Source organism: Bacillus paramycoides, from assembly GCF_001884235.1.
Classification (GTDB): Bacteria; Bacillota; Bacilli; order Bacillales; family Bacillaceae_G; genus Bacillus_A; species Bacillus_A paramycoides.
In genome coordinates, this window is record NZ_MAOI01000068.1 from 14,522 (window position 1) to 40,369 (window position 25,848).

25 protein-coding genes are annotated in these 25,848 nt (G+C 34.9%); 15 read left to right on the top strand and 10 right to left on the bottom strand.

What is annotated here, in order from left to right; genetic code table 11:
- Positions 1-165: 165 nt before the first annotated feature.
- Entirely contained in the window at positions 166-2,091 is a 1,926-nt protein-coding gene (locus BAU28_RS12135; protein WP_071718685.1) for a heavy metal translocating P-type ATPase, read from the bottom strand.
- A gap of 272 nt (positions 2,092-2,363) precedes the next feature.
- Here BAU28_RS12135 and BAU28_RS12140 point away from each other — a divergent pair, with 272 nt between their 5' ends.
- Both BAU28_RS12140 and BAU28_RS12145 read left to right on the top strand, forming a co-directional pair.
- Entirely contained in the window at positions 2,364-3,314 is a 951-nt protein-coding gene (locus BAU28_RS12140) for a DMT family transporter (protein ID WP_071718686.1), read from the top strand.
- 124 nt (positions 3,315-3,438) lie between these two features.
- Positions 3,439-4,119 (top strand): lysoplasmalogenase, encoded by a 681-nt coding sequence (locus tag BAU28_RS12145; RefSeq protein ID WP_002174711.1) that lies wholly within the window; start codon positions 3,439-3,441, stop codon positions 4,117-4,119.
- Positions 4,120-4,175: 56 nt separating this feature from the next.
- Here BAU28_RS12145 and BAU28_RS12150 read toward each other — a convergent pair whose 3' ends face one another.
- Positions 4,176-4,460 carry a hypothetical protein gene (locus BAU28_RS12150; protein ID WP_048375633.1) on the bottom strand — a complete coding sequence of 95 codons (285 nt, stop codon included), beginning with the start codon at positions 4,458-4,460 and terminating at the stop codon, positions 4,176-4,178.
- 199 nt (positions 4,461-4,659) lie between these two features.
- Between BAU28_RS12150 and lepB the strand changes: the two genes are divergently transcribed.
- Positions 4,660-5,196, top strand: a complete 537-nt coding sequence (gene lepB, locus BAU28_RS12155; protein WP_033719749.1) for a signal peptidase I — start codon at positions 4,660-4,662, stop codon at positions 5,194-5,196.
- 60 nt (positions 5,197-5,256) lie between these two features.
- Here the strand turns inward: lepB and BAU28_RS12160 are convergent, their stop codons facing one another.
- The gene (locus BAU28_RS12160) at positions 5,257-8,025 is read right to left on the bottom strand and encodes a tetratricopeptide repeat protein (protein ID WP_071718687.1); all 2,769 of its coding nucleotides are present in this window, start codon (positions 8,023-8,025) and stop codon (positions 5,257-5,259) included.
- 487 nt (positions 8,026-8,512) lie between these two features.
- Here BAU28_RS12160 and BAU28_RS12165 point away from each other — a divergent pair, with 487 nt between their 5' ends.
- Positions 8,513-9,106, top strand: a complete 594-nt coding sequence (locus BAU28_RS12165; protein ID WP_071718688.1) for a DedA family protein — start codon at positions 8,513-8,515, stop codon at positions 9,104-9,106.
- A 13-nt stretch (positions 9,107-9,119) separates the two neighbouring features.
- Here the strand turns inward: BAU28_RS12165 and BAU28_RS12170 are convergent, their stop codons facing one another.
- The 3 genes from BAU28_RS12170 to BAU28_RS12180 form a co-directional block, all read right to left on the bottom strand.
- On the bottom strand, positions 9,120-9,548 hold the full coding sequence (locus BAU28_RS12170) for an EamA family transporter (RefSeq protein WP_002115869.1): 429 nt from the start codon (positions 9,546-9,548) through the stop codon (positions 9,120-9,122).
- Between the two features lie 108 nt (positions 9,549-9,656).
- On the bottom strand, positions 9,657-9,803 hold the full coding sequence (locus BAU28_RS12175; RefSeq protein WP_000817786.1) for a BH0509 family protein: 147 nt from the start codon (positions 9,801-9,803) through the stop codon (positions 9,657-9,659).
- Positions 9,804-9,955: 152 nt separating this feature from the next.
- Positions 9,956-10,372, bottom strand: a complete 417-nt coding sequence (locus BAU28_RS12180) for a pyridoxamine 5'-phosphate oxidase family protein (RefSeq protein ID WP_048375638.1) — start codon at positions 10,370-10,372, stop codon at positions 9,956-9,958.
- A gap of 178 nt (positions 10,373-10,550) precedes the next feature.
- Here BAU28_RS12180 and cax point away from each other — a divergent pair, with 178 nt between their 5' ends.
- Positions 10,551-11,606, top strand: a complete 1,056-nt coding sequence (gene cax, locus BAU28_RS12185) for a calcium/proton exchanger (protein WP_071718689.1) — start codon at positions 10,551-10,553, stop codon at positions 11,604-11,606.
- A gap of 81 nt (positions 11,607-11,687) precedes the next feature.
- The gene (locus tag BAU28_RS12190; RefSeq protein ID WP_025148707.1) at positions 11,688-12,485 is read left to right on the top strand and encodes a YfkD famly protein; all 798 of its coding nucleotides are present in this window, start codon (positions 11,688-11,690) and stop codon (positions 12,483-12,485) included.
- A 37-nt stretch (positions 12,486-12,522) separates the two neighbouring features.
- Here the strand turns inward: BAU28_RS12190 and yfkAB are convergent, their stop codons facing one another.
- Positions 12,523-13,650 carry a radical SAM/CxCxxxxC motif protein YfkAB gene (gene yfkAB, locus BAU28_RS12195; RefSeq protein WP_002174719.1) on the bottom strand — a complete coding sequence of 376 codons (1,128 nt, stop codon included), beginning with the start codon at positions 13,648-13,650 and terminating at the stop codon, positions 12,523-12,525.
- Positions 13,651-13,863: 213 nt separating this feature from the next.
- On the opposite strand from yfkAB, the gene BAU28_RS12200 reads away from it, so the two are divergent.
- The 6 genes from BAU28_RS12200 to truA all read left to right on the top strand — a co-directional run bounded on the left by BAU28_RS12200 (position 13,864) and on the right by truA (position 19,854).
- Positions 13,864-14,046: an SE1561 family protein gene (locus BAU28_RS12200; RefSeq protein ID WP_002174720.1), complete on the top strand. Its 183-nt coding sequence runs from the start codon at positions 13,864-13,866 to the stop codon at positions 14,044-14,046.
- A 219-nt stretch (positions 14,047-14,265) separates the two neighbouring features.
- Positions 14,266-15,789 carry a class I fumarate hydratase gene (gene fumA, locus BAU28_RS12205; protein ID WP_082148039.1) on the top strand — a complete coding sequence of 508 codons (1,524 nt, stop codon included), beginning with the start codon at positions 14,266-14,268 and terminating at the stop codon, positions 15,787-15,789.
- A gap of 125 nt (positions 15,790-15,914) precedes the next feature.
- Positions 15,915-16,697: a delta-lactam-biosynthetic de-N-acetylase gene (gene pdaA / locus BAU28_RS12210; protein ID WP_071718690.1), complete on the top strand. Its 783-nt coding sequence runs from the start codon at positions 15,915-15,917 to the stop codon at positions 16,695-16,697.
- 59 nt (positions 16,698-16,756) lie between these two features.
- Entirely contained in the window at positions 16,757-17,620 is an 864-nt protein-coding gene (locus BAU28_RS12215) for a DNA-3-methyladenine glycosylase family protein (RefSeq protein ID WP_048375646.1), read from the top strand.
- Between the two features lie 10 nt (positions 17,621-17,630).
- The gene (gene rlmD / locus BAU28_RS12220; protein ID WP_071718691.1) at positions 17,631-19,010 is read left to right on the top strand and encodes a 23S rRNA (uracil(1939)-C(5))-methyltransferase RlmD; all 1,380 of its coding nucleotides are present in this window, start codon (positions 17,631-17,633) and stop codon (positions 19,008-19,010) included.
- Between the two features lie 106 nt (positions 19,011-19,116).
- On the top strand, positions 19,117-19,854 hold the full coding sequence (gene truA / locus BAU28_RS12225) for a tRNA pseudouridine(38-40) synthase TruA (protein ID WP_071718692.1): 738 nt from the start codon (positions 19,117-19,119) through the stop codon (positions 19,852-19,854).
- A 63-nt stretch (positions 19,855-19,917) separates the two neighbouring features.
- On the opposite strand, the gene BAU28_RS12230 is transcribed toward truA, so the two are convergent.
- Complete coding sequence (locus BAU28_RS12230) at positions 19,918-20,121, bottom strand: hypothetical protein (protein ID WP_002174726.1); 204 nt, start codon at positions 20,119-20,121, stop codon at positions 19,918-19,920.
- An 84-nt stretch (positions 20,122-20,205) separates the two neighbouring features.
- Positions 20,206-21,609, bottom strand: a complete 1,404-nt coding sequence (locus tag BAU28_RS12235) for a sigma-54 interaction domain-containing protein (protein ID WP_071718693.1) — start codon at positions 21,607-21,609, stop codon at positions 20,206-20,208.
- Between the two features lie 292 nt (positions 21,610-21,901).
- On the opposite strand from BAU28_RS12235, the gene BAU28_RS12240 reads away from it, so the two are divergent.
- The 3 genes from BAU28_RS12240 (at position 21,902) to BAU28_RS12250 (ending at position 25,052) form a co-directional block, all read left to right on the top strand.
- Positions 21,902-22,156: a biotin/lipoyl attachment domain-containing protein gene (locus BAU28_RS12240; protein WP_000859494.1), complete on the top strand. Its 255-nt coding sequence runs from the start codon at positions 21,902-21,904 to the stop codon at positions 22,154-22,156.
- A 104-nt stretch (positions 22,157-22,260) separates the two neighbouring features.
- Positions 22,261-23,682, top strand: a complete 1,422-nt coding sequence (locus BAU28_RS12245; RefSeq protein WP_025148700.1) for an amino acid permease — start codon at positions 22,261-22,263, stop codon at positions 23,680-23,682.
- 95 nt (positions 23,683-23,777) lie between these two features.
- The gene (locus BAU28_RS12250) at positions 23,778-25,052 is read left to right on the top strand and encodes an acetylornithine deacetylase (protein WP_071718694.1); all 1,275 of its coding nucleotides are present in this window, start codon (positions 23,778-23,780) and stop codon (positions 25,050-25,052) included.
- 76 nt (positions 25,053-25,128) lie between these two features.
- On the opposite strand, the gene BAU28_RS12255 is transcribed toward BAU28_RS12250, so the two are convergent.
- Positions 25,129-25,782, bottom strand: a complete 654-nt coding sequence (locus tag BAU28_RS12255) for a helix-turn-helix domain-containing protein (RefSeq protein WP_048375657.1) — start codon at positions 25,780-25,782, stop codon at positions 25,129-25,131.
- Between the last annotated feature and the right edge of the window lie 66 nt (positions 25,783-25,848).

The window sequence follows — 25,848 nt, forward strand, 5'->3', positions numbered from 1 at the left end:
AAAAGGGAACAGGGGGGATATTTCATGAGCAATAATAAAAAGAACCACAATAATAAAAATAACACTAAGAAAAAGAGCAGTTCGCATCCAAAGCATAAAACAAGCAGCAGTGCGAACGGTCATAATAGCTACCATTAAAAAAATGGGTCCCTTATCAGGGACCCGTTATTTGTTTCCTTTTAATAATCGTAAGCCATTCAAAATTACAAGAATGGTACTTCCTTCATGCCCAATTACACCGAATGGAAGAGCTAAAAACTGTAGAAAGTTTGAACAAATTAGCATTGCAATGACAGCTAAAGAGAAGACAACGTTTTGCTTAACAATGCGATTCATTCGCTTTGATAGACGAATTGCTTGAGAAAGACGAGATAATTCGTTTTTCATAAGAACAACGTCTGCAGTTTCTAAAGCTACGTCTGTTCCTTCCCCCATCGCAACACCTATACTAGCGGTAGCGAGTGCGGGTGCATCGTTTATACCATCTCCAACCATTGCGACTGTGCCGTATTTTTCTTTTAATTGTTTTATCGTTTCAACTTTCGTTTCTGGTAGACATGATGCGTAATATTCTTTTATATTACTTTCAGCAGCAATTGCTTTTGCAGTTTCTTCATTATCACCAGTAATCATGATTGCTTCTACACCAATACTTTGTAAATCGCGAATAGCAGCTATTGTTTCTTCGCGAAGGGTATCTTTTAAAGCAATAAGCCCAAGAATACCATCTTCATCACTAATATAAACGACAGTTTTTCCTTCTTTTTCAAGTGAGGCAGAAATGCCATTATGAAATGTTTTTGTTTCTTCACCGATAAAATCAGCTTTCCCGATTTTATAAGCTTTGTTTTCTAATACTCCTTTTAGTCCAAAACCAGTTACATCTTCAACATTTTCTGGTTTTTTTAGCGTAATATCATAAGCGTGTCTTGCATATTTAACAATTGCTTCTGCTAAAGGATGTGTAGAGTGACTTTCAATCGTTGCTGTAATAGAAAGTACTTCACTTTCTGCTATGCCTTCTCGAACGTATACATCTGTTACAGTAGGTTTTCCCTGTGTTAATGTTCCAGTTTTATCAAAGGCAATCGCTTTAACTGAAGCTAGACGTTCTAAATGAATACCACCTTTAAAGAGAATCCCGTTTCTTGCTCCGTTAGAAATTGCTGATAAAGTCGCTGGTGTAATGGCAGCAACTAGTGCGCAAGGAGAAGCGACTACAAGCAAGATCATAGCGCGATAAAATGTTTCATTCCAACTCCAGTCAAGTAAGAAATGAGGAATGAACATCATAAGTGTGACAACGATTAATACACCTTTTACATATGTTCCTTCAAACTTTTCGATAAATAGTTGTGATGGTGATTTTTCACTTTGTGCACTTTGAACGAGACGAATAATCTTTTGGAATAATGTTTGATCGCTCGGCTTTGTAATTTTAACTTCAATAGCACCACGTAAATTTACGGTGCCAGCAAAAACTTCATCACCAAACTTTTTCTCATTTGGAATAGGTTCCCCTGTAATAGCTGCTTCATCAATATTTGTTTCACCATTATGAATTGTGCCATCAGCAGGAACACGCTCACCTGGCTTAATTAAGATAATATCGTTAATTTGTAATTGTCCGACTGGAATGCGTTCTTCTATGCCATTAGAAATACGCAATGCTTCTTCGGGTTGTAAGTCAAGAAGGGCTGAAATTTCTTTTTGGCTTTTGCTTAGTGTATAAGATTCCATTGCTCCACTTAATGCAAAGATGAAGATTAAAATCGCACCTTCTGCCCAGTAGCCAATAATTGCAGCACCGATAGCTGCAAAGAGCATGAGCATTTCAACATTTAGCTCTTTCTCTTCAATTGTGTCTTCGATACCTTCTTTCGCTTTTGCAAATCCCCCAATTATATAAGCAAGGATATAGAAAGTAATACCTGCATTTATTGCCTCATTTTTTGTGAATAACCAACCAGCTAAAATGAAAATACCAGATGCGATTGCAAATATAAGTTCATAATGTTTCTTTAATGTGTCCCATAAAGAGGGATGAGAAATATCTTTTGTTGCTTGTAATGTTTTTACTTCTGAGTTCATTAATACTCGCTCCTTCCGAATTCTTATTGAGAAAAAGAATCAAAATCGAAACCCCTATAAAACGACGAAAGCTGCCATCCATAATGGATAGCAGCATTTCTGTTGAATCTGATTTTAATAGTTATTATATTGTAATTATTCTATAGTATAGCATATGTTTTTATTAGATGATATGTTTTTGTTTCTATTATAGACTGAAAACTTGTGTTTTTGCACCTCCTTTGGTATATATGGATATTGTTCATAAAAAGATCGGAAAGGAAGACAGCAAGTTGAAGACAGAGAAATTTTTTACCCATCCGATTGGCGTATTTATTGCTGCAATAGTGGCAACATTTTTATGGGGAAGCGCATTTCCCTTTATTAAATTAAGTTATGCTGAACTTGGAATTCAGCCACATGAAGTCGGAGAGCAAATATTATTTGCTGGTTATCGATTTTTCTTATCAGGTGTAATGCTCTTATTCTTTTTTAAAGCGTTAGGAAAAGATATGCATTTCAAAAAAGGAACAGGGAAGCAGTTAGTACAAATCGGCTTGTTCCAAACTTTTCTTCAGTATATATGTTTTTATATTGGAATGAGTTATAGCTCAGGAATTGAAGGGGCGATTATTTCAGGAACATCATCCTTCTTTCAAATTTTAATCGCACATTTTTTATATAAAGATGATGCTCTAAATATGAGAAAAGTAATTGGAGTATCTATCGGTTTTTGTGGTGTGATTTTAGTGAATGTACCGAGTGATGGAAGTTTGTCATTCCATTTTGGAATCGGTAGTTTATTACTTCTTGGCGCAGCAATGATGTATTCATATGGAAATATATTAGCGAAAGAAGGTAGTAAAACGTTAGATATTGGGTATATGACAGCATACCAAATGATTTTTGGATCAATTGGGTTACTATGTATAGGTGCATTTCAAGTTGGAGTGATGCCATTTACATTTAACCTACATGCAATACTTATGCTTATATATTTATCTTTCTTATCGGCAGCGGGTTTCTGTATATGGAATACAATTATGAAGTATAACAAAGTAGGCAAAGTATCGATGTATATGTTCTTCATACCAGTGTTCGGCGTATTATTATCAAGTATGATTTTAGGAGAAGCCATTCATTCATTTGTACTATTTGGTTTAGCATGTGTCGCAGCGGGAATTATTGTGGTAAATCGTACTCCGGCTAAACAGAAAATTGAGAAAGAAAAACAGGTAGCATAGAGAACAGAAAATCTATTAAAATGGAAGAACAGTACTGTTCTTCTTTTTTTACGTAGAAAAAGGAGAACTGACTATATATAACGAAAAAAGATACAAATAAAGCATTTATTGAGGAGAAAATGTTATGAATGTACTTTACATTGTGTTAATCGGGCAAATAATTATTTTTTTAACAGGAGCAATTTATGCAATAGGACAGACAAAAAGAACAAGAGAAAATATGCCGTTACCTTTAGCAGTGCGTCTAATTCTTAGTTTTTCTTTAACAGGTAGTGCAATTTGGATATGGTTACAAGATCCATCGGTAGAGTACAGTACGTGGGTTGCACTCGGTATGACTTTATCCACTGTAGGGGATTTATTTATGGCAGGATTGATTCCGATTGGCCATCGATTAATTGGAGGAATGGTTACTTTCGCTCTTGCCCATTGTTTCTATGTGAAAGCATTTTTGCAAACAGGTATTTCATGGAGTGGTTTTTGGATCGGCCTACTTGTATACGGACTCTTTCTAATTATAGGATGGTTTTTCTTTATTAGAAATGAAAAGCAAGACAAACTCTTTACAATAGGGGCTCTAATTTACGGTTTGTGGGTTGGAGGAATGGCATGTTTTGCATTCGCCTTATATTACGAGAATACAGGAATATGGTGGGTGCCAGCACTTGGTGGTTTATTGTTTGTGATTTCTGACTTTATTATCGGTGTTACAGATATCGGAGGGCGCAAATTGAAGTATGAACCACTTTGGATTTGGTTTACATATGTCGCTGCGCAGATGTGTATTGTATATGTGGGATTATAAAAAAGATACTCTCAAAAATAGTTGATGGACTATTTTGAGAGTATCTTTTTTCATTTCTATGCTACGATATTTTTTTGTTGCAGAGCAGAGAGGCTATAGTCATCAGCTGCTTTATAACCTTGAGCTAATAAATCATTGATGTAGAGTTTGTTGTAAATAAAGCAGAATACTAGGTTAGAGAATCCGAATGTAAACATGCTAGCGAGTAAGATAATTAAAAACCATTTCCAATCTCCGCGGAATATAGCAGGGAAAAAGCCAAAGAAAAATACAGTCCAACTAAAACCGATTTTTGCTTGTTTAATTTGACCTGTATTATCATTTTTTAACATAACTTTCATAAAAAAGAAATCCTCCTAGTGAATATGAATATTTGCATAAATAAAGACAAATATAGTATATCAAAATAATGTATATACGGATATTATTTTTTGTGCATTTGTAATATTTTTTATTTTTTTGTTTCTATATTCGGAATTTTATAGAAAAACTATCTGGGAAGTATTTATAATAAATGTAAAAAGAAAATGAGATGGTGGGATAATGCAAAAGAAAAGCCGATTGCGTGAGTTCTTTGAAGTATTTGCGATTGCATGTTTAATAGTTTTTTTTGCGAAAATTTTCGTGTTTTTTCCTACAACTGTAAAAGGGGCATCCATGAGGCCGACATTACAAGATGGAGATAAAGTAATCATTAATAAACTTGCAAAACGATTTGAAAGTTATGAGAGATCGGACATTATTGTCGTGAAGACGGATAACTTCTATGTGAAGAGAATTATTGGATTACCAGGAGATGTAATTGAGATGAAAAATGATCAATTATATGTTAATCATCAAGTGAAAAATGAAGAGTATTTAAATAATAATAAAAAACAGGCAGAAAAATTACTTATCAATTTAACTGAAGACTTTGGACCGATTACAATTCCTAAAAATAAAATTTTTGTGATGGGAGATAATCGTTTAGTAAGTAGGGATAGTAGGAATGGCTTAGGCCTCATTGACAGAACAGAAGTATTAGGAAAACTAACGGCAGTGTATTATCCATTTGAACATGTGAAAATTGTAAATTAGAGATAAGAAAAACCAAGCAAATTAAGTTGCTTGGTTTTTCTTATTTAAACAGTTGGTGTTTCACTTTATTACTTCTTGTGAAGCAATGTTTTCATTGTTGCGGTCAATATTTAACATGAACTTTCGTTGCAACAATTGCAATTTAAACAGTGTTAAAGGATCATGATAAGTTTCTGGATTTGTTCTTAGCTTTGTTAATGTTTGCTCGTCTTCTTGTATTTCAAGTTGGGCCGCTTCTACATTTTGCTTCAATACGCTAAGAGGGTCTTTAAAGAACATCATGATATCACGTTCTAGCGCACCTTCAAATACTTCAAATTGAAGGAAGAATTGCTTCGAAATTGCATGAGCAACTTCTGTATAATCCTCTGTTTCAATATATTGTTTATATTTATTTGATAGCATAGATTGATTCTTTTGCATATTACCGAATAATTTCCCTGCACTTTTCAAGAAAAATTGTGTTGGTGTAAAGCGTAATAAAATATTGATGTTAGCCACTGTAATTCTATTTGTCATTCTTACAACATCTCTATTCCAGTCATCTAGTAATTTGAAATCACAAGGAAGTTTAATACGCTCTTCTTCATAGAGTTTATTAAAGGTATCGCCCATTTCATCTAAATAAGCTTGCGCTTGAATGAATTCATTATGTGCAGTTTCAATCCATTCTTGAATGGATTGAGTAAATTTAGGAAGAAGCACTTGCTGTACATGTTTTTGAATTCTTTCATTCATTGCTACATTTAGTTCTTCATGGACTAATTTGAAATCACTATCCTCTTGAACGAGATCTGAGCAACTCTGTAACAATTCAGGAATTTGAGAATGTATATCCTGTGTAATTTCTTCTTTCGTTAAGAGATAAGATTCTGTAATAGAACGAACTTTATCTTTTTGAATGGCTGTAAGATTATTAATAAAACCATCAAGTTTAACTAAAATATGTTTGTTCCAACGGACTGATTTTACTAATGTATTTTCTAACTCCACACGTTCATTTAAAAGGTAGGCAATCGTCTTTTGGATAAACCATAACAATTTTTCAATACGTTCTTTTTCCATGTTGCGCTGAGCAAGGTTAGTGATAATAGAGTCTGTTACGTTGCCTAGTTGCTCACTACTCTCTTGTGAAGGAGAGTAAGGGAAAAAGTGTGCATTTGGGAAATGTACAAGTATTTTCTTTTTAATATTGTTCGTGATGTTTTCACTAGTATTTGTATCAATTGTTTGTAAGACGAATTGAATTTGTAAATTTGGTACTTGCTCACGAATATATAATAATGTATCAAGCTCTTCATCATGTAATGGCAAAGCTGAATTTAGTACATAGATAAGACTATCTGCTGCCTGTAAGTATTCGAAATGAGAGCTGTTTTTGTTAAGTTGTCCATGCACAGTAGGTGTGACAAGGAATGAAAACTTATTTTTTCTTAAAAATCTACTCGGTAATTTAATTTCAATACATTTTTTCTCTAGTTCTGACTGAGAAGGTACAGCTAGTATGTTATGAAGTTCAGAAAAGTTTGGTATATTTCGTATATCTAACTCTGTAAACTCAGTTATTTCAGTTTGACTATTATCTTTAAATGTAATAGAAGTTGTTAGAGTTTCAGTTAATATATTTTCTCCTAGTATAGAGTTGATAAAGGCTGATTTATCATAATCACTAGTTCCTGCTACTAGAAGTTGTGTAACAGTTAAATCGTATAGCTCACGAACGAGTAGTGTGAATTGATGACCTAAATCTACATCATTCTTCTCAGCCCATACAGCAATCGTTTCAAATAATGCTGATACATCTGCCATATCAACATTTGCATAAGCTGATGAATTTGAAAGTAAGGCACCTGCGCTTTTTACGAGTAATGATTCTAGAGTTGTAGGTGAAACCTCGTTCCATGCTAATACTGCTGCAGAGACAAGTAAAGAATCTTCCGCTTTCGTTAAACTAAACCAATTCGTTAATAAATCTGGAACAAGTCCTTGTAATTCATGCATGAAATGTTGCCCAGTAATTAATTCAAAATACGTCTCTTGATAGCGGGCAGAAATTTCATTCCAATCGTCATTAGCGTCTACTTCAATATGTAAGAATAAGTGATTTATTGTTTGAATCCAAGGTAGATGTAATGATTCATTTTCATAGCTGTTCCAAAGTGAAATAACAAGCTCTTTAAATTGAACTTGATCAATTGTATATAAGGCTTTTAAAGATTCATAGAAATACTCAGGTTTAATTTTATTAGTAAAGCCTCTGTTCACATAATTTATTAACGTATCGAACCAATGTAATGATTTTGTTCGAATCCCTTCTTGAACCGCTAGTTCAATAGCATTATTCCAATCTTCTTGTTTCTCATAAAAAGATCGAGCGATTGCAGTAATATTCGGATAGTCTGGTTGGAATGAAACAGCTTCACTAATTGTTTTAAAAGCAAGACCTAAGCGGTTTTGATCGATGTAAAGAGAAAGAAGTTGTAGGGAAACTTCCATAGTAAGAGTCGTATCTTCTGATTGAATAGATTTATAAATTTCCTCTGCTTTTGGCAAGAAACCTAATTCGAAGTAAGCATCTGCAATATTCTTCATGGCCCAGAGAGCAAGTTCATTGTTTACTTTCTCCCATTTAAATATAGCTGCTTCAAAGTCTTTGTTTTGAAAGTAAACTTCACCTTGTGCGAAGCGAATATTAGATATATTGGAGAATTCATTTTTTGATTCATTTATATATGCTTCACCGAGTACTTCCGTTACCGGAATGGAAGTATCTTCTGTTAAAAATGTTTTATAGTAAACCTTTTGGATAAATTGTTTTTCAATGGTCATGTTCGTTCCCCCTGTATAATTTAGAAAAATGATGTTGTATGTAAAAGGGTACCTGTTACTCTAATAGGTAGAAGTTGCATTATATAGACCAAACTATGTTTTTGCTAGATGTATCATTTTTCCTGAGAGTTAAACCGTTGCGAAAAGTAACTTTCCTTTATTGTAACAAAAAAACAAGCCTATGAATTTTTATTTTTTAATCCCGCTATTTGTGGGCAGTAAGACTCCCACCTCAAAATTTGGCGAATGCGAGGAAGTTAGGTGGGAGTCAGGCTACCCGTAAAAGCCCAATTGGTGTGGGCTAATAATCAGTGGGGATGGGCAAAACCCCCACTGATTAAAGTTTCACTTTATCTCTGTTAAAGGAATGAATAGAAGTAGAGTTCAATATAAAAACAATGTATATTGAATATGTATACCATGTTTGTCTTAAAGATAGAACGGGCACAATATGGAATAACGATCGTGCATAGGATGTGTCTTCCGAATGGAACAACATATTGGCGAGTTAATCTCACATTATGGGTATTTTGGAATTATTATAGCTTTAGCTGGTGGGATAGTCGGATTACCGATACCAGATGAGTTTTTATTGACTTTTATTGGTTATAATATTTCAAAAGGAGTTATGTCAGGAGCAGCTGCTTTTTTAAGTGGAATGGCAGGTGCGATGATTGGCATTACGTTAAGTTATATATTAGGTTTAAAACTTGGACTCCCTGTTTTAAAAAAATATGGTCCGAAAATTAGAATTAAAGAACATCATATTGAAAAAACACATATTTTATTTGAAAAATACGGCCCGTTTCTTTTAATTATTGGCTACTTTATACCAGGAGTACGTCACTTAACAGCATATTTTGCTGGGGTTTCGAATTTAACATGGTGGCGTTTTTGTCTGTATGCTTACGGTGGGGCGCTAATTTGGATAAGTGTTTTTATTGGCCTAGGTTGGAAACTAGGAGAGAAGTGGCGCTTTGTTGAGTATAGTTTACATCATTATGGAATATGGATTTTATTTATTTCGGCAATTGTAACATTGATTGTGTGGATTTACATAAGGAATAGAAAAAACCGCTAATAATAGCGGTTTTTTAGCTGAAAGCAATAAATAATACACCAGCTGTAATAAAGACTACACCAATACCAGTCATAAAGTTTAACTTTTCACCCAATATAATCATCGCGAGAATAATGGAAAATACTACACTTAATTTATCGATAGGTGCTACTTGTGAGACCTTTCCTGTTTTTAGTGCAAGAAAATAAAATAGCCATGACGAAGCACCAGCGATTCCACTTAATGTGATAAATAGCAGTGCTTTTTTATTTAGGAGGACATCACCGATATTTTGAAATTTACCTTGAATAATAATAACTCCTACCATAAATAATGCCATAATTATAGAGCGAATAGTTGTTGCAACGTTGGCATCGATTCCATCTAAGCCAATCTTTCCAAAAATAGATACGAGGGCGGCAGCAATTGCTGATAATAGTGCGAATAATAGCCATGAACTCATAGTGAAATTCCTCCAATCTTACATTATTATACATGAAAATCATTCTCATGTATAAATGACGAAATAAACCCCCACCTTATATTTTTAATAAGGTGGGGGTTTATTATGCTACTCTGCGATTTCTTCATATAAAAAGTACGTTACATTATAAATATGTTCTACTTCATCGTCTGTCATAAATAATAATTCGTCACGTTCAATCCCTTTTTTCTTTTCAATAAACTCAATCATGTTTTTTCGTTCTTCTCTTTTCATCAATTTTATTTCTCCCCTCATCTGTTTTAATACAGTTTATTTAAGTTACTGCTATTATATAACAGAATCTTTAGAAAGTTCCACCTATTTTATTGTTTTTTTCAAAAGAACTTTTCGACAAAACAAGCCCACTTAAAAGGCTTGTTTTCGTTTTAAAGTCGTAAAAACTCAGGCTCGGTCGTACCGGCACTATCGATGTAATAAATTGTGTCGGGATTGATTTTAATTAGTACATAATTAGGATCTTCCGCACCAAGTAACCAGCGTTTTAAGCTATTAGTCCAAAATTTATTTTTTAGCGTTTGATCTTCTTCGATGGAAGCTATACCTTCAACTTCAATGTAAGCTTCATCTAATTTCTTTCCTTCTCGCCCAAGTAGTACATGTACATTTGGATTCTTTTCGATATCTGTTATCTTTTTTGAATTTCGATCTGTTGCAACATATAGTACAAAATCTTCGTGGAAAAACATCATAAAGGCGCCATGTGGCTTATCGTTACGTACAGTAGATAATACACCTGTTCGTTGACCTTGAATAATAGTTGCGATTTTTTCTTTTAAGTGCATGCTTTTAACCTCTTTTCAAATTTTTAATTCTTTCTGTCTAAACAAGACAATTTAAATATCTTTCATACTGTTTTCCTCAATCCGATTTTTTAAACGTAATTGTGATGAAATCAGACAAGTTAGGAGAAGAATAATAATAATATCGAGGAGAAATACATACGATGGAAGGGTGGAAAGCATGTTTAATAAAATATTTCTTATAGTAGCGCTTATAGGTGTACCACTTTCTGTACTCGGAAAAACACTTCATTGGCCTCAAACAATTATGTTTGCTGTATATTGCATTACTATTATCGCATTAGCGGGTTTTATGGGGAGAGCAACAGAAAGTTTAGCAATCGTTTCTGGACCCCGGATAGGTGGCTTATTGAATGCAACTTTTGGTAATGCTGTTGAACTTATCATTTCAATTTTCGCACTTCAGGCAGGGTTAATTGAAGTAGTGTTGGCATCTTTAACTGGTTCTGTACTTGGAAACTTACTATTAGTAGGAGGGCTATCCTTCTTTATAGGAGGCCTTAAATATAAAAGACAAAGCTTTAATGTTTACGATGCAAGGCATAATTCAGCCTTATTAATATTTGCTGTTGTCGTAGCCTTTGTTATTCCAGAGATTTTTTCAATGAATATGGATGCTGGAAAGACGTATCAATTAAGCATTGGTGTTTCTATTATCATGATCATTATGTACCTTGCTGCCTTGCTATTTAAGTTAGTTACGCACCGCGGTGTATATCAACATAAAAGTGATGAAATGGTGCACGAGGAAGAGCCTGAGTGGTCAAAAGGTAAAGCACTACTCGTTTTAGCGATAGCAACAATTGCGGTAGCTTATGTTTCAGAGGCACTCGTACATACTTTTGAAACGGTCGCAAAGTCATTTGGCTGGTCAGAGCTATTTATAGGGGTTATCATCGTTGCGATTGTTGGTAATGCAGCAGAACATGCATCTGCAATTATTATGGCGTATAAAAATAAAGTGAATATCGCAGTTGAAATTGCAGTAGGTTCTACATTACAAATTGCGATGTTTGTTGCTCCTGTATTAGTACTTCTTTCAATGTTTTTTGCTCAAAAGATGCCGTTAGTATTTACGATACCAGAACTTGTTTCCATGATTACAGCTGTTTTCTTAACTATTGCTATTTCAAATGATGGGGATACAAACTGGTTTGAAGGAGGCACTTTACTAGCGGCATACGTCATTATGGGAATTGGTTTTTATTTATTATGAAAAATAGGGATAACAATGAGTTTGAGGGAAAACAATAAATACAGTAATTTATATACCTTTACGTAGGAAGGAGCCAGACAGGTGAAACGAGTGTACAGCATATGTCTTTCAACTATGGTCTCGTTTATTTTATTATTTCCTAACAGTAGTTTTGCAAAGACGACAGTAGAAGTAAAAATGCCTTCATCTGTTTTAAATATTTCAAAAGACAATACATTTCCAAATGATGCACAAGATTTACCACGTTTACAACCGAGTAAGTTTGCTCAAGAATTATTGAAAACAGCAAATATCAGAATTGAAAACCCAGATTTAATTCGTATGTTTAATGAAACGACGATTTCGAATGCACCACTTGCAGTAGGGTACCGTGCGAAAATTTATTTGGGGCAATGGGCATTAAATTATGAATCAATAGATACATCAATTAATTGGGAATATAAGCAAGTAAATCGAAATATATACGATAATCGCGGAGGGGATCGATTATATCCACTTCGCTACAAGCAAGAAACTCAAAAGACAATCGAAGGCGATTTAACAGCGGATATGAAAGATGCCTCAGATGTGAAAAAAATGATGCTTTTAAAAGCGCTTGAAAAAGTGCAATTGCCACTTTCATTTAAAACAACTATTGGTTATGGTACTGGGCATGAGCGCGTGTATAATATTAGTCCAAGTCAACTTGGATATTTGTATGCGTATACACCGGCAGTAAATGAAAAAGGAAAAGTGACATTTGGGGAAGTATACCTCGTGTTAAAAGGAAATCAAAAAAGGCTTGTCGTGAAAAATATTACATCTCAAGGGATTGGAGCAGCTATTCCAATTCATGATCATTTATTTTTTAAATTTGTTTCTTCATCGCATTCACAATGAAATAAAAAACGTCAGCGCACAGGCTGACGTTTTTTATTTATAACATAATGTTTGATGTTTTTGATAAGAAATCTTCTTTCGGATAGTAGCTATTTTTTACAAGAACATTTGGTCCAAGACATTTCACAGCAGGACAATGACAACTTAATGATTTTGCTGTTTTTGAGTCACACCATTTGTCATAAGCTTCTTGTAGTGTATTTGTTTGTACATTACCTAGAAGAGGAACGTCACCGAAATCGGTCACGATAATATTTCCGTCGAAAATATTTACGTTTAAACGGGAACGGCCATCTGGATCGTTACGGACAGTTACATTTTTACTCTCATGTAATTTCTTTAGTGTAACTAAATCGCGTTCATCATCACTGCATGCATAGAAAGGTAATGTACCGAATAACATCCAGACATTTTCATCACGAATTTCCAGTAAATGTTCAATCGCATTTCGAATTTCGTCTTTTGTTAAAATTTCAAGTGTGCTAGCGAAGTCACTCGGATACATTGGATGCACTTCATGACGTTTACAGCCCATTTCTTCAACGATTTGACGATGAATATGTTCAATGTGTGGTAGGGTTCGTTTGTTCAGCATAGTTTCGGCTGATACGAGTACACCTGCATCTGATAGAGCTTTACTATTTGTAATCATTCTTTCGAATAATTTTGCGCGTTGTTCATAAGTAGGTTTACGCTCCATCATTGCAAATCCGCCTTCAACGAAGTCATCAATTGTTCCCCAGTTATGTGAAATATGCAATACATCTAAGTAGGGAATAATTTGTTCGTAACGTGCTAAATCTATAGTTAAGTTTGAGTTGATTTGAGTGCGAACGCCGCGTTCATGGGCATATTTTAAGAGTGGTGTTACATAGTTGTCGACGGATTTTTTTGAAAGCATAGGTTCTCCGCCTGTAATACTTAAAGAACGCAAATAAGGAATCTCATCTAATCGTTTTAATAAAAGCTCCATCGGAAGCGGATTTGGATCTTTCGGCTGTAATGTGTAACCAACAGCGCAATGCTCGCAACGCATATTGCATAACGTCGTCGTTGTAAACTCAACGTTTGTTAATAGTAGTTTGCCGTACTCTTCAAGGTCCATATACGCTTCCCATGGATCGTAAGAAGGAGTAATCGGCTTCATTATTTGTGATATCGTCATATGAAATACTCCTTTGACTATTGAAATAACAATTTGTCCATTCTCTATAATAGAAGAATATGTGCTTTTTATAAAGTGAAACTTTTTTGTGAAAAAAGAGAGAAGGCTTACATTATAATAAATTACTGTGACAAAATTGATGAAATTTCATGCCCATAGCAATCATTTTTGCGGTATAATAAAAGCAACTCGAATTAAAAGGAGAGTGCCTTCATGGGAAAAGCAATTCAAGATAAAGATTCACAATTAGTATATTTGAAAGAACGTTTAAATATGTTCATTGAAGTAATTGATACGATTGAACCCGAAGAGGTAGAATTAGAAGATGTAGATCGTCTTCTTGCAATGTTAGATGAACTAGAATTGAAATGTGAGCAATTTAAAAAAGACGAATAATATATTGAAACGGTTGCCAATGTGAAGTTGGCAGCCGTTTTTTTGTAAGGAACTTGTTTGATTAAATAGAAGGAATATAGAAAAAAAGGTATAATCAAGTTGTGAAAAATTTCATTAAACCTTTAATGGCGTGAAATAAATAAAAAGCTGAAGAGTATAACAATGGAATTTTCATTTCATAACGTTTTGGTAGCGTTCACAATTGAGGGGGAAGTAACAATGGAAAAGCTTCAAGAAAGCATGTATCAACTAATTGTTGAAACGTCAACGAACTTACCGAAAGATGTTCGTCGCGCAATTCAACAGGCGAAAGAACGAGAAAATGCAGGAACTCGCTCTGCAATGGCACTTGGCACAATTACAAATAACATCAAAATGGCAGATGATAATATCTCGCCAATTTGCCAAGATACAGGGATGCCAACGTTTAAAATTTATACACCGGTTGGTGTGAATCAATTAAAGCTGAAGGAAGCTATCTATAGTGCGCTTGAGCGGGCAACAAAAGATGGTAAACTTCGTCCGAACTCTGTTGATTCTCTTTTTGGAGACAATAGTGGAAACAATTTAGGACCAGGTACACCTGTTATTAAGTTTGAACAATGGGAAAAAGATTACATTGATGCGCGTTTAATTTTAAAAGGTGGCGGCTGTGAGAATAAAAATATTCAATATAGCTTGCCTTGCGAAATAGAAGGACTTGGACGAGCTGGACGTGATTTAGAAGGAATTCGTAAATGCCTTCTTCATGCAGTATATCAAGCGCAAGGCCAAGGGTGTAGCGCTGGGGTAATCGGCGTCGGTATCGGGGGAGACCGCACATCAGGTTACGAATTAGCAAAAAATCAACTATTCCGTACATTAGATGATGTAAATCCAGTTCCAGAATTACAAAAGCTTGAAGAGTACGTATTAGAGAATGCGAATAAGCTTGGTATTGGTACGATGGGATTTGGCGGAGAAACAACTTTACTAGGTTGTAAAATCGGAGTGTATAATCGTTTGCCAGCTAGTTTCTACGTATCTGTTGCGTATAATTGTTGGGCATATCGTCGTCTTGGCGTAACAATTCATCCTGAGACAGGTGAAATTATGGATTGGTTATACCAAGAAGGTGAAGATACACTTCAGCAAGACGCTGCGCAAGAACAAACAGAGCAACGTGAAATCGTATTACAAGCTCCAATTACAGAAGAGCAAATTCGTGAACTTCGTGTTGGGGATGTTGTTACAATTAACGGTATGATGTATACAGGACGTGACGCAATTCATAAACACTTAATGGATAATGATTGCCCAGTAGATTTAAATGGACAAATTATTTACCACTGTGGTCCAGTTGTAGTGAAAGATGAAAACGACAATTGGAAAATTAAAGCGGCAGGTCCAACGACAAGTATTCGTGAAGAGCCATATCAAGGTGATATTATGAAAAAGTTCGGTATCCGTGCTGTAATTGGTAAAGGCGGTATGGGTGCGAAAACATTAGCGGCATTAGAAGAACACGGTGGTGTGTACTTAAATGCAATTGGTGGTGCGGCACAATATTATGCTGAATGTATTAAAGAAGTGAAAGATGTTGATTTCTTACAATTCGGTATCCCAGAGGCAATGTGGCATTTACGTATCGATGGTTTTAAAGCAGTTGTAACGATGGATTCTCACGGTAACAGTCTACATGCTGATGTTGATAAAACATCACTTGAAAAATTAGCGAGCTTTAAAGAACCTGTATTCAAGTAAGTAGAAATGCATCTCGAATTATTCGAGGTGCATTTTTTGGTATATATAGAAAAACATGTTCAGCATGAAAGAAAGAGCAATAACAGAAACTACAGGTACGATTATATATGGAAAGGAGACTATTTATGAAATATAAATGGTTATATATAGGTCTCATTTTTTCAATTATGATGGCAATTGTTCCAGTTTCAGCATTTGCTTATACGAATACACCACATAACTGGGGAATCCCACGCCCTAAAAATGAAACGGTGCCAGATGCAGGGAAATTATATACAGAATTACTACAAAAAAATGGCGGTTTTTACTTAGGGGATACAAAGAAAAAAGACATATATTTAACGTTTGATAATGGGTATGAAAATGGATATACAGGAAAGATTTTAGATGTACTAAAGGAGAAAAAAGTACCAGCAACTTTCTTTGTGACGGGACATTATATAAAAACACAAAAAGATTTACTATTAAGAATGAAAAATGAAGGACATATTATTGGCAATCATTCTTGGAGTCATCCTGATTTTACAGCTGTAAATGATGCAAAACTTCGTGAAGAATTGACTAGTGTAACGGAAGAAATAAAAAAAGTAACAGGGCAAAAAGAAGTGAAATATGTACGTCCTCCGCGAGGCGTGTTTAGTGAAAGAACGCTAGCTCTTACGAAAGAAATGGGATACTATAACGTGTTTTGGTCGCTTGCATTTCTTGATTGGAAAGTAGATCAGCAAAGAGGATGGCAATATGCTCATAATAATGTAATGACTATGATTCATCCAGGGTCTGTTTTGTTACTTCATGCGATATCGAAAGATAATGCAGAGGCACTAGCGAAAATCATTGATGATTTGCGCGAGAAAGGGTATCATTTTAAAAGCCTAGATGATTTAGTAAAAAGCAATCAACCGTAAGCATGTATGCTTGCGGTTTTCTCATGCTATAATGATGTGTAAAAAGGATGGGGAAACGTATGTGGAGCGAACATGTTACGTTAGAATATCCGTACCACTTTGAAGAAGTGCTAAAGCGTTTATCTTTCGACCCGTTAAACGTCATTCAGTTAGACGAGAAAGTAATTTATATCCCGCTTTCTATAGACGAAGAACAGATTGTTGTTCGGTTGCAGGGGATTGGTACTGTTCAAAATCCACAGTTTTGGCTCTCTAGTCAGACAGGAGATCAAGAGAAAGTAATGAGACGAATGAGGTCCATTTTTCACTGGAATGACCCGTTTCAAAATATACAAAATCATTTTTTAAACACATCATTACGTCCACTATTTGAAACATATGCTTATACTCCAATTATTTTAGAATTTGATTATTTCGCTTGTCTTCTTCGTTGTATTATTCATCAACAAATAAATTTGAAATTTGCTACTGTGCTAACAGAGCAATTTGTAAAACGATATGGGACAGAAAAAAACGGCGTTTTATTTTTCCCAACACCAGAAAGAGTAGCGAATATTCCAATAGAGGAATTGAGAGAGCAGAAGTTTAGTCAGCGAAAAGCTGAATATATGGTAGGATTAGCAAAGCATATTGTCGACGGTAAATTAGATTTAGCAAGGATAGAAAACGAAACAGAAGAAGAAGTATCGGCACAATTGTTACCAATAAGGGGTATTGGAGCATGGACAGTACAAAACTTTTTAATGTTTGGGCTTGGACGGAAAAATATGTTTCCGAAAGCAGACATAGGGATTCAGCGTGCACTTCAAGGTGTATTCCAATTAGAGAATAAGCCTGATGATGCATTTTTAGAAAAAGTGAAACAAGAGTGTGAACCATATTGCAGTTATGCAGCGTTATATTTATGGAAAAGTATAGAGTAGAGGTGTAATAATGATACAAAAGCAACAAGAGAGTAAGTTGGAAGTTGGTCAAACGTTTCCTGTGACAATTAAACGTCTTGGGATTAACGGAGAAGGCGTTGGTTATTTTAAGAGACAAGTTGTTTTCATTCCAGGGGCATTACCAGGAGAAGAAGTTGTTGCTGAAGCAACGAAAATTCAGCGTGGCTTCGCTGAAGCGAAAGTGAAAAAAGTTCGTAAATCATCACCACATCGTGTGAAAGCACCATGTTCAGTATATGAGGAGTGTGGTGGCTGTCAGCTACAACATTTAGATTATAAAGAACAATTAAATCAAAAGCGTGATATCGTTGTACAAGCATTCGAGAAGTACATGAAGAATAGTATGGAAGAGAAAATTCGTCCGACACTTGGTATGGAAAATCCATGGCATTATCGTAATAAGAGTCAATTACAAGTGGGACGTAAAGATGAAAAGGTTATTACAGGATTATATAAACAAAACTCACATCAGTTAATTGATATTTCTCATTGTATGATTCAACATAAAGCGACGAATGAAGCGACAAAAGTTGTAAGACGTATATTAGAAAAATTAAATGTCTCTATTTACAATGAGAAGAAGCAAAAAGGTTTAGTACGTACAATTGTGACACGTACTGCAGTTCAAACAGGGGAAGTACAAGTCACACTTGTTACAACAAAAGAAGAATTACCGAATAAAGAGCAATTTATCGCAGAAGTACAAAAACAGATGCCAACTGTTAAATCAATTATGCAAAACGTAAACTGGCGTAAAACATCTGTTATTTTCGGTGATAAAACATTTAAATTAGCAGGAAAAGAAGTAATTCAAGAAACACTTGGCGATTTATCATTTGAACTATCAGCTCGTGCTTTCTTCCAACTAAATCCAGAACAAACAGTTGTTTTATACGATGAAGCAAAAAAAGCAGCCGCTTTAACTGGAAGCGAGAAGATTGTGGATGCATATTGTGGTGTTGGTACAATCGGCCTTTGGCTTGCGAATGATGCAGCGGAAGTACGTGGTATGGATGTAATTCCAGAAGCAATTGAAGATGCAAAGAAAAATGCAAAACGCCACGGATTCACAAATACAAAGTATGAAGCTGGTAAAGCGGAACAATGGTTACCGAAATGGGTGAAAGAAGGCTGGCGCCCAGATGTGATTGTTGTTGATCCACCGCGTACAGGTTGCGATGATAAATTACTTGAAACGATTTTAAAAGTAAGACCGAAACAAGTTGTTTACGTATCTTGTAATCCGTCATCGTTAGCACGTGATGTGAATGTATTAATGAAGAGCTATGAAGTGGAATATGTACAACCTGTTGATATGTTCCCGCATACAGCTCATGTGGAGAATGTGGTTAGATTAACGTTGAAATAGAAGAATTAAAAATGTTGATGAAGTAACAATATGTTATAGTTCCCTCATATGGCAAAGCTATATGAGGGATTATATTTTTGGGCCTATTAAAGGCAAGGAGAATACGATGAACAATTATAAATTAACGATTCAGTATGACGGTGCGCGGTATAAAGGGTGGCAACGTCTTGGTAATAACGATAATACGATTCAAGGGAAAATCGAAAGTGTAATATCTGAAATGATCGGGAAAGAAATTGAGATTGTCGGCTGTAGTAGAACGGATGCTGGTGTACATGCTTTGAATCAAGTAGCTAACTTTAAGAGTGATGAGAAGTTAGTGGAACATAAAGTGAAAAAGTATTTAAATCAATATTTACCAAACGATATTAGTATTACGAATGTAGAAGAAGTGTCAGATCGTTTCCATGCTCGTTACAATTCTAAAGCAAAAACATATCTTTATAAAATTTGGAATGAAGAGCATACGAACCCATTTATGCGTAAATACAGCATGCACGTTAATAAGAAATTAAATGTGAAAAGCATGAAAGAAGCTGCGAAACATTTAGTTGGTTCACATGACTTTACTGCTTTTTCAAATGCGAAATCAAAGAAAAAGTCTATGGTTCGAGAAGTATATTCACTTGATGTGATGGAAGAGGCTGGATTTGTACAAATTAGAATAAGTGGTAACGGCTTCCTTCATAATATGGTACGAAAAATTGTTGGGGCATTAATTGAAGTTGGATTAGGACAATTAGATGCTGAAGCAATTCCACACATTTTAGAGGCGAAACAACGTAATCAAATTAATTGTCTTGCTGAGGCAAGTGGGTTGTATTTGGAGAAGGTTGAGTTTTAATATTAAACAAAAAAATCGAGCTGAGTGAGCAGGCTCGATTTTTTATTTTAAAACATTTTTAGATTAAGAAGATTTCTCTCTCTTCATACGCAACTTCAAATTCCAAAAAGCAGCAAGCATAATAGCTGCAAACGAGCCGCTAATTGTTCCTAATAGCTTTGCATAAGGAAAGCTGCTCATATCAGTATTAATGAATAACATCATACATAGAACGGCAGGGAGAAGGTATAAGTATTGTAATAACTTTAACTTTTTATCATTACTCATATATATCGCCTCTTTCTAGCATGTTATATGTTTATTATAACATATTTTACCAAATATTAGTTTGCACTTGGAGAAAGGTTCATTTCATATGTGTAAATGCAGTTTTTTAATTCGATATTGTAAATTTTGTCTACTCAATCCTAAAAATTTCGCGGCTTGTGAGATATTACCATTATTCTCTTTAAGAATTTGATTGATGTAGTTCTTTTCCATTTCTTCTATTGTGTGCTTTAAAGTTTTAGGTGCATCAGTATTGTGACTAGTTAGGGAAGCTTGCATATTGAATTCTTTTTTTATTAGTTCGCGAAAGCGAGTTGGTATATGAAAAGCTGTAATGATATGTTCATCTTCTATTAAGTTCATTGAACCTTCAATTATATGTTCCAATTCTCGTACGTTTCCAGGCCAATCGTATGCATAAAAAAATTCTTTTACAGTTACATCTACATCCGTTACGCCGAGCCCAAATTGAATGTTATACTTTTCGATAAAGTACTGAACAAGAGCTAAAATATCTTCTTTTCGTTTCCGTAAAGGTGGAAGGCATAAAGTAACGACACTTAATCGGTAATATAAGTCTTCCCTTAATCGATTGTGTGTAATAGCTTCAAGAGGGTCTTCATTAATAGTTGCTATAATGCGAACATCAATTTCTTTTTCTTGTGTGCCCCCAATTCTTCGTATTGTTTTTTCTTGTATAGCTCGTAGTAATTTAGCTTGAAGCGCTGGGCTTAATGAGTTGATTTCATCTAATAACAAAGTTCCTCCATTTGCTTCTTCAAATAAACCAGGTTTATCTATTGCCCCTGTAAAAGCACCTCGGTTCGTACCAAATAATAAGCTTTCCATTAGGGTATCAGGTATAGCTGCACAGTTTTGTGAAATAAACGGTTTGGTTGAACGTTGACTTTCATTATGGATGCTTTGTGCAAATAGCTCTTTGCCAGTTCCTGTTTCTCCTACGAGAAGTATGGATGAGGGAGTACGAATTACTCTCTTTGCTTCTGCAATGACCGATTGAATAGCTCTAGAATCACCGATTATGTGATTAAAGGTAAACTTAGTATTTTTTTTTCGAGAAAGGTTCGTTTTCATTGTTTGTTTTAAGTGACTAATCTCTTTTGAGATTTCAATAGCGCCTTTAATTTTTCCATTTTCTATTATAGGGAAAGTATTGTTAATCGTCGTAATTTCTTGTCCTTTATTGTTAAAGTATGTTTGTTTTATATTTTTGTTTGTTTTTCCGAATTTTAATGCCTCTATAAGAGTACTATTTTTATTTTCTTCAAATGCAAATACTTCTAAAGGATTTTTATATAGCACATCTGAGCGGTCCATTGATTCAATTTCCATCATTTTGCGGTTATAAATAATCGTTTTACTTTCCTCATTAATAATATGAATCCCGATATCGAGTTCATTGAGTAAAGTTTCATATAGCATGTTCATTTCAATAATTTGTTTAAAATTAATTTCTTCTGTATGCATGTATCATCTTCTCCTCGTTTCACCCTATGAAGACTGACTTTTTATAATTTTATTAAAATTCTCATAAAATCGCAAAAATTTTTTGCTATTTTTCTCTTAAAACTTTTCAAACGATAGAAAAATTTTGCGGTTAGGCAGATTTTTTTGAGCCAAACTCTCATTTTATATACGAATTGGAGGTTGGTACGTATTTTGCATAAATAATAGTCGAAATCTCTAGAGGAGGGAATATGAATCTTTATAGGATATGCAACGTTCCAGTGCCAATTAATAAGAAGGAGGAGTTTATAAAGTGAAGACGGTTATAGAAGGCGTGTATAGTCCTTGTTACGGGAAAGTAGAGAAGTTATTTGTTACTGAAAGTTCTTACGTATACGAGTGGGAGAAATTAGCGTTAATTGAAACAATAGATAAACAGAAAGTAGAAATTAAGGTAGGAATCAGTGGTTATATCGAATCATTAGAAGTAGTAGAAGGACAAGCTATCGCTGATCAAAAATTATTAATAACAGTCAGGGATGACCTTTTAATAACAGGTAGTGATTAATATAAGTGATATGTGTTTTTGCTCTTTTAAATATTTTTTTCCTATGAATGATTTTAAAAGCGCTTACATTAAATGGGTTTGCAAAGTGAAAAGGGGGGATTTATATGATGGATCAAAACCAAGGATTAAAAAAAGAATTAAAAAGTCGGCACATATTTATGATTGCACTCGGAGGAGTTATTGGTACCGGACTATTTTTAGGATCCGGTTATACAATTCATGAAGCTGGGCCTGGAGGAGCAATTGTAGCGTATCTTGTTGGTGGATTTGTTATGTATTTAACGATGCTTTGTCTTGGGGAGTTAGCAGTTGCGATGCCCGATGCAGGATCTTATCAAACGTATGCTACAAAACACATTTCTCCCGCAGCGGGTTTTGTAGTGGGATGGATGTCTTGGTTAAACTGGTCTGCTACGATAGCCATTGAATTAATTGCAGTTAGTATTTTAATGAAACGTTGGTTTCCAGATGTACCCTCGTGGATTTGGTGCGTAGTGTTTGCAGTGCTGCTCTTTGCTATTAATGCGCTATCTTCAAGAAGTTTTGCGGAAGTGGAATTTTGGTTTGCAAGCATTAAAGTAATTACAATTATAGCATTTATTATTTTGGGCGGGGCAGCGATGTTTGGTTTTTTAGATATGAAAGGAAATGAACCAGCACCGATGCTTTCTAGTTTTACTGATTATGGTGGATTGTTTCCAAATGGATTAACAGCTATTTTAGTTACGATGATTGCGGTTAACTTCTCCTTCCAAGGAACAGAGCTAGTTGGTATTGCAGCGGGAGAGAGTGAAAATCCAGAGAAAACTATCCCGAAGGCAATTAATAATACAGTTTGGCGCATACTTGTTTTCTTTGTACTATCTATTTTTATCCTTGCGGGATTATTTCCGTGGCAGCAAGCGGGAGTGATAGAAAGTCCATTCGTAGTTGTATTTGATAAAATTGGTATTCCTTATGCGGCAGATATTATAAATTTTGTTATTATTACAGCGGTACTATCAGTTGCGAATTCAGGGCTATATGCAACTTCTCGTATGCTATGGTCTATGTCTAATCAAGGAATGATTAGCCCGATTTTTAGTAAGTTATCTAAAAATGGTGTTCCTATTTATGCATTGATTGTAAGTACAATTGTAAGTTGTCTCTCATTACTATCAGGTATTTATGCGGAAGATACAGTTTATTTATGGCTGCTTTCTATTGCTGGGTTCGGAGCGATATTAGTTTGGGCATCTATTGCTCTATCTAACTTATTAGCTAGAAGGTCATACATTAAGCAAGGTGGAGATGTTAAGGACTTGAAATTTAAAACACCATTGTATCCATTTGTACCACTTCTTGCATTAACATTAAATTTAACAGTAATAGTTGCTATGGCTTTTATCCCAGAACAAAGAATGGCATTATATTGTGGCATTCCATTTATGATAGTTTGTTTACTGTTTTACCGTGCTACAAGAAGTAAGAAAGTTAAAATAGAACGTATTGAAAAGACGAATACAACAGAATTAGAAAGTTTGTAGTGGTGAATTATGTAGAGACTGTAAAATTGTAAACAGTCTCTTTTTTTGTGAAAATAAAGCTGGAAACATACTATGTATGCAAAGGGGAATTAGCGATGAATCAAGAAGTTTCACAGCTGCTAAAACAGATAGATTTAAGAAAAGAAGAGTTAATAGAACTTACAAAAGCATTAATACGTTTTGAGACACCAGCACCACCAGCGAGAAATACAAATGAGGCGCAAGAATTTGTTGCGGAGTTGCTAAGAAAACGAAATTTTAGTATTGATAAATGGGATGTATATCCGAATGATCCGAATGTTGTTGGAGTCAAAAAAGGAGTAGAAAGTGAGTCGTACAAAAGTTTAATTATTAATGGGCATATGGATGTAGCTGAAATATCAACAGATGAGATGTGGGAAACAAATCCTTTTGATCCATTTATTAAAGACGGTTGGTTAGTTGGACGAGGTGCGGCAGATATGAAAGGTGGACTAGCTGGAGCTTTATTTGCTATTCAGCTTTTACAAGAAGCTGGCATTGAACTACCAGGAGATTTGATCTTTCAATCAGTAATTGGAGAAGAGGTTGGAGAAGCAGGGACACTTCAATGTTGCAAAAGAGGTTACGATGCTGATTTTGCAGTCGTAGTGGATACGAGCGATTTACATATGCAAGGACAGGGCGGCGTAATTACTGGATGGATTACTGTGAAAAGTCCGCAAACGTTTCATGATGCAACACGTAGACAAATGATCCATGCTGGAGGACGTCTATTTGGAGCGAGTGCGATTGAAAAAATGATGAAAATTGTGCAAGGTTTACAGGAGCTAGAACGTCATTGGGCGGTAATGAAAACATATGAAGGGTATCCATCAGGAGCGACGACAATTAACCCAGCGGTTATTGAAGGTGGGCGTCATGCAGCATTTATTGCGGATGAGTGTCGATTATGGATTACAGTTCATTTTTATCCAAATGAAACGCATGAACAAATAATTGAAGAAATAGAAGAGTATATAGGAAAAGTGGCAGCGGCGGATCCATGGTTAAGTGAGAACCCACCACAATTTAAGTGGGGCGGAGAATCAATGATTGTTGATCGAGGTGAAATTTTTCCTTCTTTAGAAGTAGATAGTAATCATCCAGCCATTCAGAAGCTAAGTTCTGCGCATGAAGCTATATTGAATAAAGTCGCAACTTTAGATATGTCTGCTACAGTAACTGATGGGGGATGGTTTAGTGAGTTTAACATTCCAGCTGTTATTTACGGACCAGGTACATTAGAAGAAGCTCATTCTATAAATGAGAAAGTTGAAGTTGAGCAGTTAGTTGAGTTTACAAAAGTAATTATTGCTTTCATATATGAATGGTGTCATACGAAAAAATAAGAGAATAATACATTTTTTGATTGAACTATTCCAGAGGTAAATGTACACAACATCTGAAATAGTTCTTTATGCTTTCCTATGTTTTTCGTTGGACTTTAGTCAATTTTTCTTTAGCTAATTCAACAGCAATCGCATCATCTAAGTAGCCAATTGGAAAAAGATAATCGGGGATAATGTCTGTTGATAAAATGAAATATAGTAAGGCGCCGCCAAGAATTGCCCGTTCTTCTTCTGAGATGTTTTCCTTGCAAAACTGTTGATACATATCTGTTAATTGTTCAATGAAAGGACCAGCGCTATCAATTTGCTCTAGTTTACTTGCGAAACTTTCATGAATACGTTTTTCACCTTCGGTTGTTTTTGCGTAGCGTTCGTAATTTTCAAGCTCTTGCTTTACGCGAGTCGTTGTGTAATCGAAGTCAAATAAGTTAGAGGACTGTAATGTTTGTTGAATTGTATCAAGAGATGTGTACATATCTGTTTTTTCTTTGTTTATGTGCGGAGAATCAGGATACATTTCATCAAATAACAATTGGGGTGGAACTTGCAGGCATTCTGCAAATTTCTGTAGGTGTTTCTGTTTCGGTTGTTGTTTTCCATTAATAATTCTTGAAATTGTCGCAGGATCAATATTTGTAAGTGTTCCTAATTGTCTCATAGATAAGGCGCGTTCTTTTAATAATTTTTTTATTAATGTACCAAGTCGATCATTTGGATTTTCATTAGACATAGTATAGGCACTCCTTTTTCGAATTTTATTATTGAAAAAATGTTGAGTGTTTATTACAAGTATATG

What these genes read in the sequence shown, in the direction of transcription:
- BAU28_RS12145 (WP_002174711.1), top strand. Translation starts at nt 3,439, where the DNA reads ATGAATGTACTTTACATTGTGTTAATCGGGCAAATAATTATTTTTTTA.
- BAU28_RS12215 (WP_048375646.1), top strand. Translation starts at nt 16,757, where the DNA reads ATGTGGAGCGAACATGTTACGTTAGAATATCCGTACCACTTTGAAGAA.
- BAU28_RS12250 (WP_071718694.1), top strand. Translation starts at nt 23,778, where the DNA reads ATGAATCAAGAAGTTTCACAGCTGCTAAAACAGATAGATTTAAGAAAA.
- truA (WP_071718692.1), top strand. Translation starts at nt 19,117, where the DNA reads ATGAACAATTATAAATTAACGATTCAGTATGACGGTGCGCGGTATAAA.
- BAU28_RS12235 (WP_071718693.1), bottom strand. Translation starts at nt 21,609, where the DNA reads ATGCATACAGAAGAAATTAATTTTAAACAAATTATTGAAATGAACATG.
- BAU28_RS12170 (WP_002115869.1), bottom strand. Translation starts at nt 9,548, where the DNA reads ATGAGTTCATGGCTATTATTCGCACTATTATCAGCAATTGCTGCCGCC.
- BAU28_RS12245 (WP_025148700.1), top strand. Translation starts at nt 22,261, where the DNA reads ATGATGGATCAAAACCAAGGATTAAAAAAAGAATTAAAAAGTCGGCAC.
- BAU28_RS12175 (WP_000817786.1), bottom strand. Translation starts at nt 9,803, where the DNA reads ATGAAAAGAGAAGAACGAAAAAACATGATTGAGTTTATTGAAAAGAAA.
- BAU28_RS12180 (WP_048375638.1), bottom strand. Translation starts at nt 10,372, where the DNA reads ATGCACTTAAAAGAAAAAATCGCAACTATTATTCAAGGTCAACGAACA.
- fumA (WP_082148039.1), top strand. Translation starts at nt 14,266, where the DNA reads ATGGAAAAGCTTCAAGAAAGCATGTATCAACTAATTGTTGAAACGTCA.
- pdaA (WP_071718690.1), top strand. Translation starts at nt 15,915, where the DNA reads ATGAAATATAAATGGTTATATATAGGTCTCATTTTTTCAATTATGATG.
- BAU28_RS12135 (WP_071718685.1), bottom strand. Translation starts at nt 2,091, where the DNA reads ATGAACTCAGAAGTAAAAACATTACAAGCAACAAAAGATATTTCTCAT.
- BAU28_RS12230 (WP_002174726.1), bottom strand. Translation starts at nt 20,121, where the DNA reads ATGAGTAATGATAAAAAGTTAAAGTTATTACAATACTTATACCTTCTC.
- yfkAB (WP_002174719.1), bottom strand. Translation starts at nt 13,650, where the DNA reads ATGACGATATCACAAATAATGAAGCCGATTACTCCTTCTTACGATCCA.
- cax (WP_071718689.1), top strand. Translation starts at nt 10,551, where the DNA reads ATGTTTAATAAAATATTTCTTATAGTAGCGCTTATAGGTGTACCACTT.
- BAU28_RS12200 (WP_002174720.1), top strand. Translation starts at nt 13,864, where the DNA reads ATGGGAAAAGCAATTCAAGATAAAGATTCACAATTAGTATATTTGAAA.
- rlmD (WP_071718691.1), top strand. Translation starts at nt 17,631, where the DNA reads ATGATACAAAAGCAACAAGAGAGTAAGTTGGAAGTTGGTCAAACGTTT.
- BAU28_RS12160 (WP_071718687.1), bottom strand. Translation starts at nt 8,025, where the DNA reads ATGACCATTGAAAAACAATTTATCCAAAAGGTTTACTATAAAACATTT.
- BAU28_RS12150 (WP_048375633.1), bottom strand. Translation starts at nt 4,460, where the DNA reads ATGAAAGTTATGTTAAAAAATGATAATACAGGTCAAATTAAACAAGCA.
- BAU28_RS12165 (WP_071718688.1), top strand. Translation starts at nt 8,513, where the DNA reads ATGGAACAACATATTGGCGAGTTAATCTCACATTATGGGTATTTTGGA.
- BAU28_RS12255 (WP_048375657.1), bottom strand. Translation starts at nt 25,782, where the DNA reads ATGTCTAATGAAAATCCAAATGATCGACTTGGTACATTAATAAAAAAA.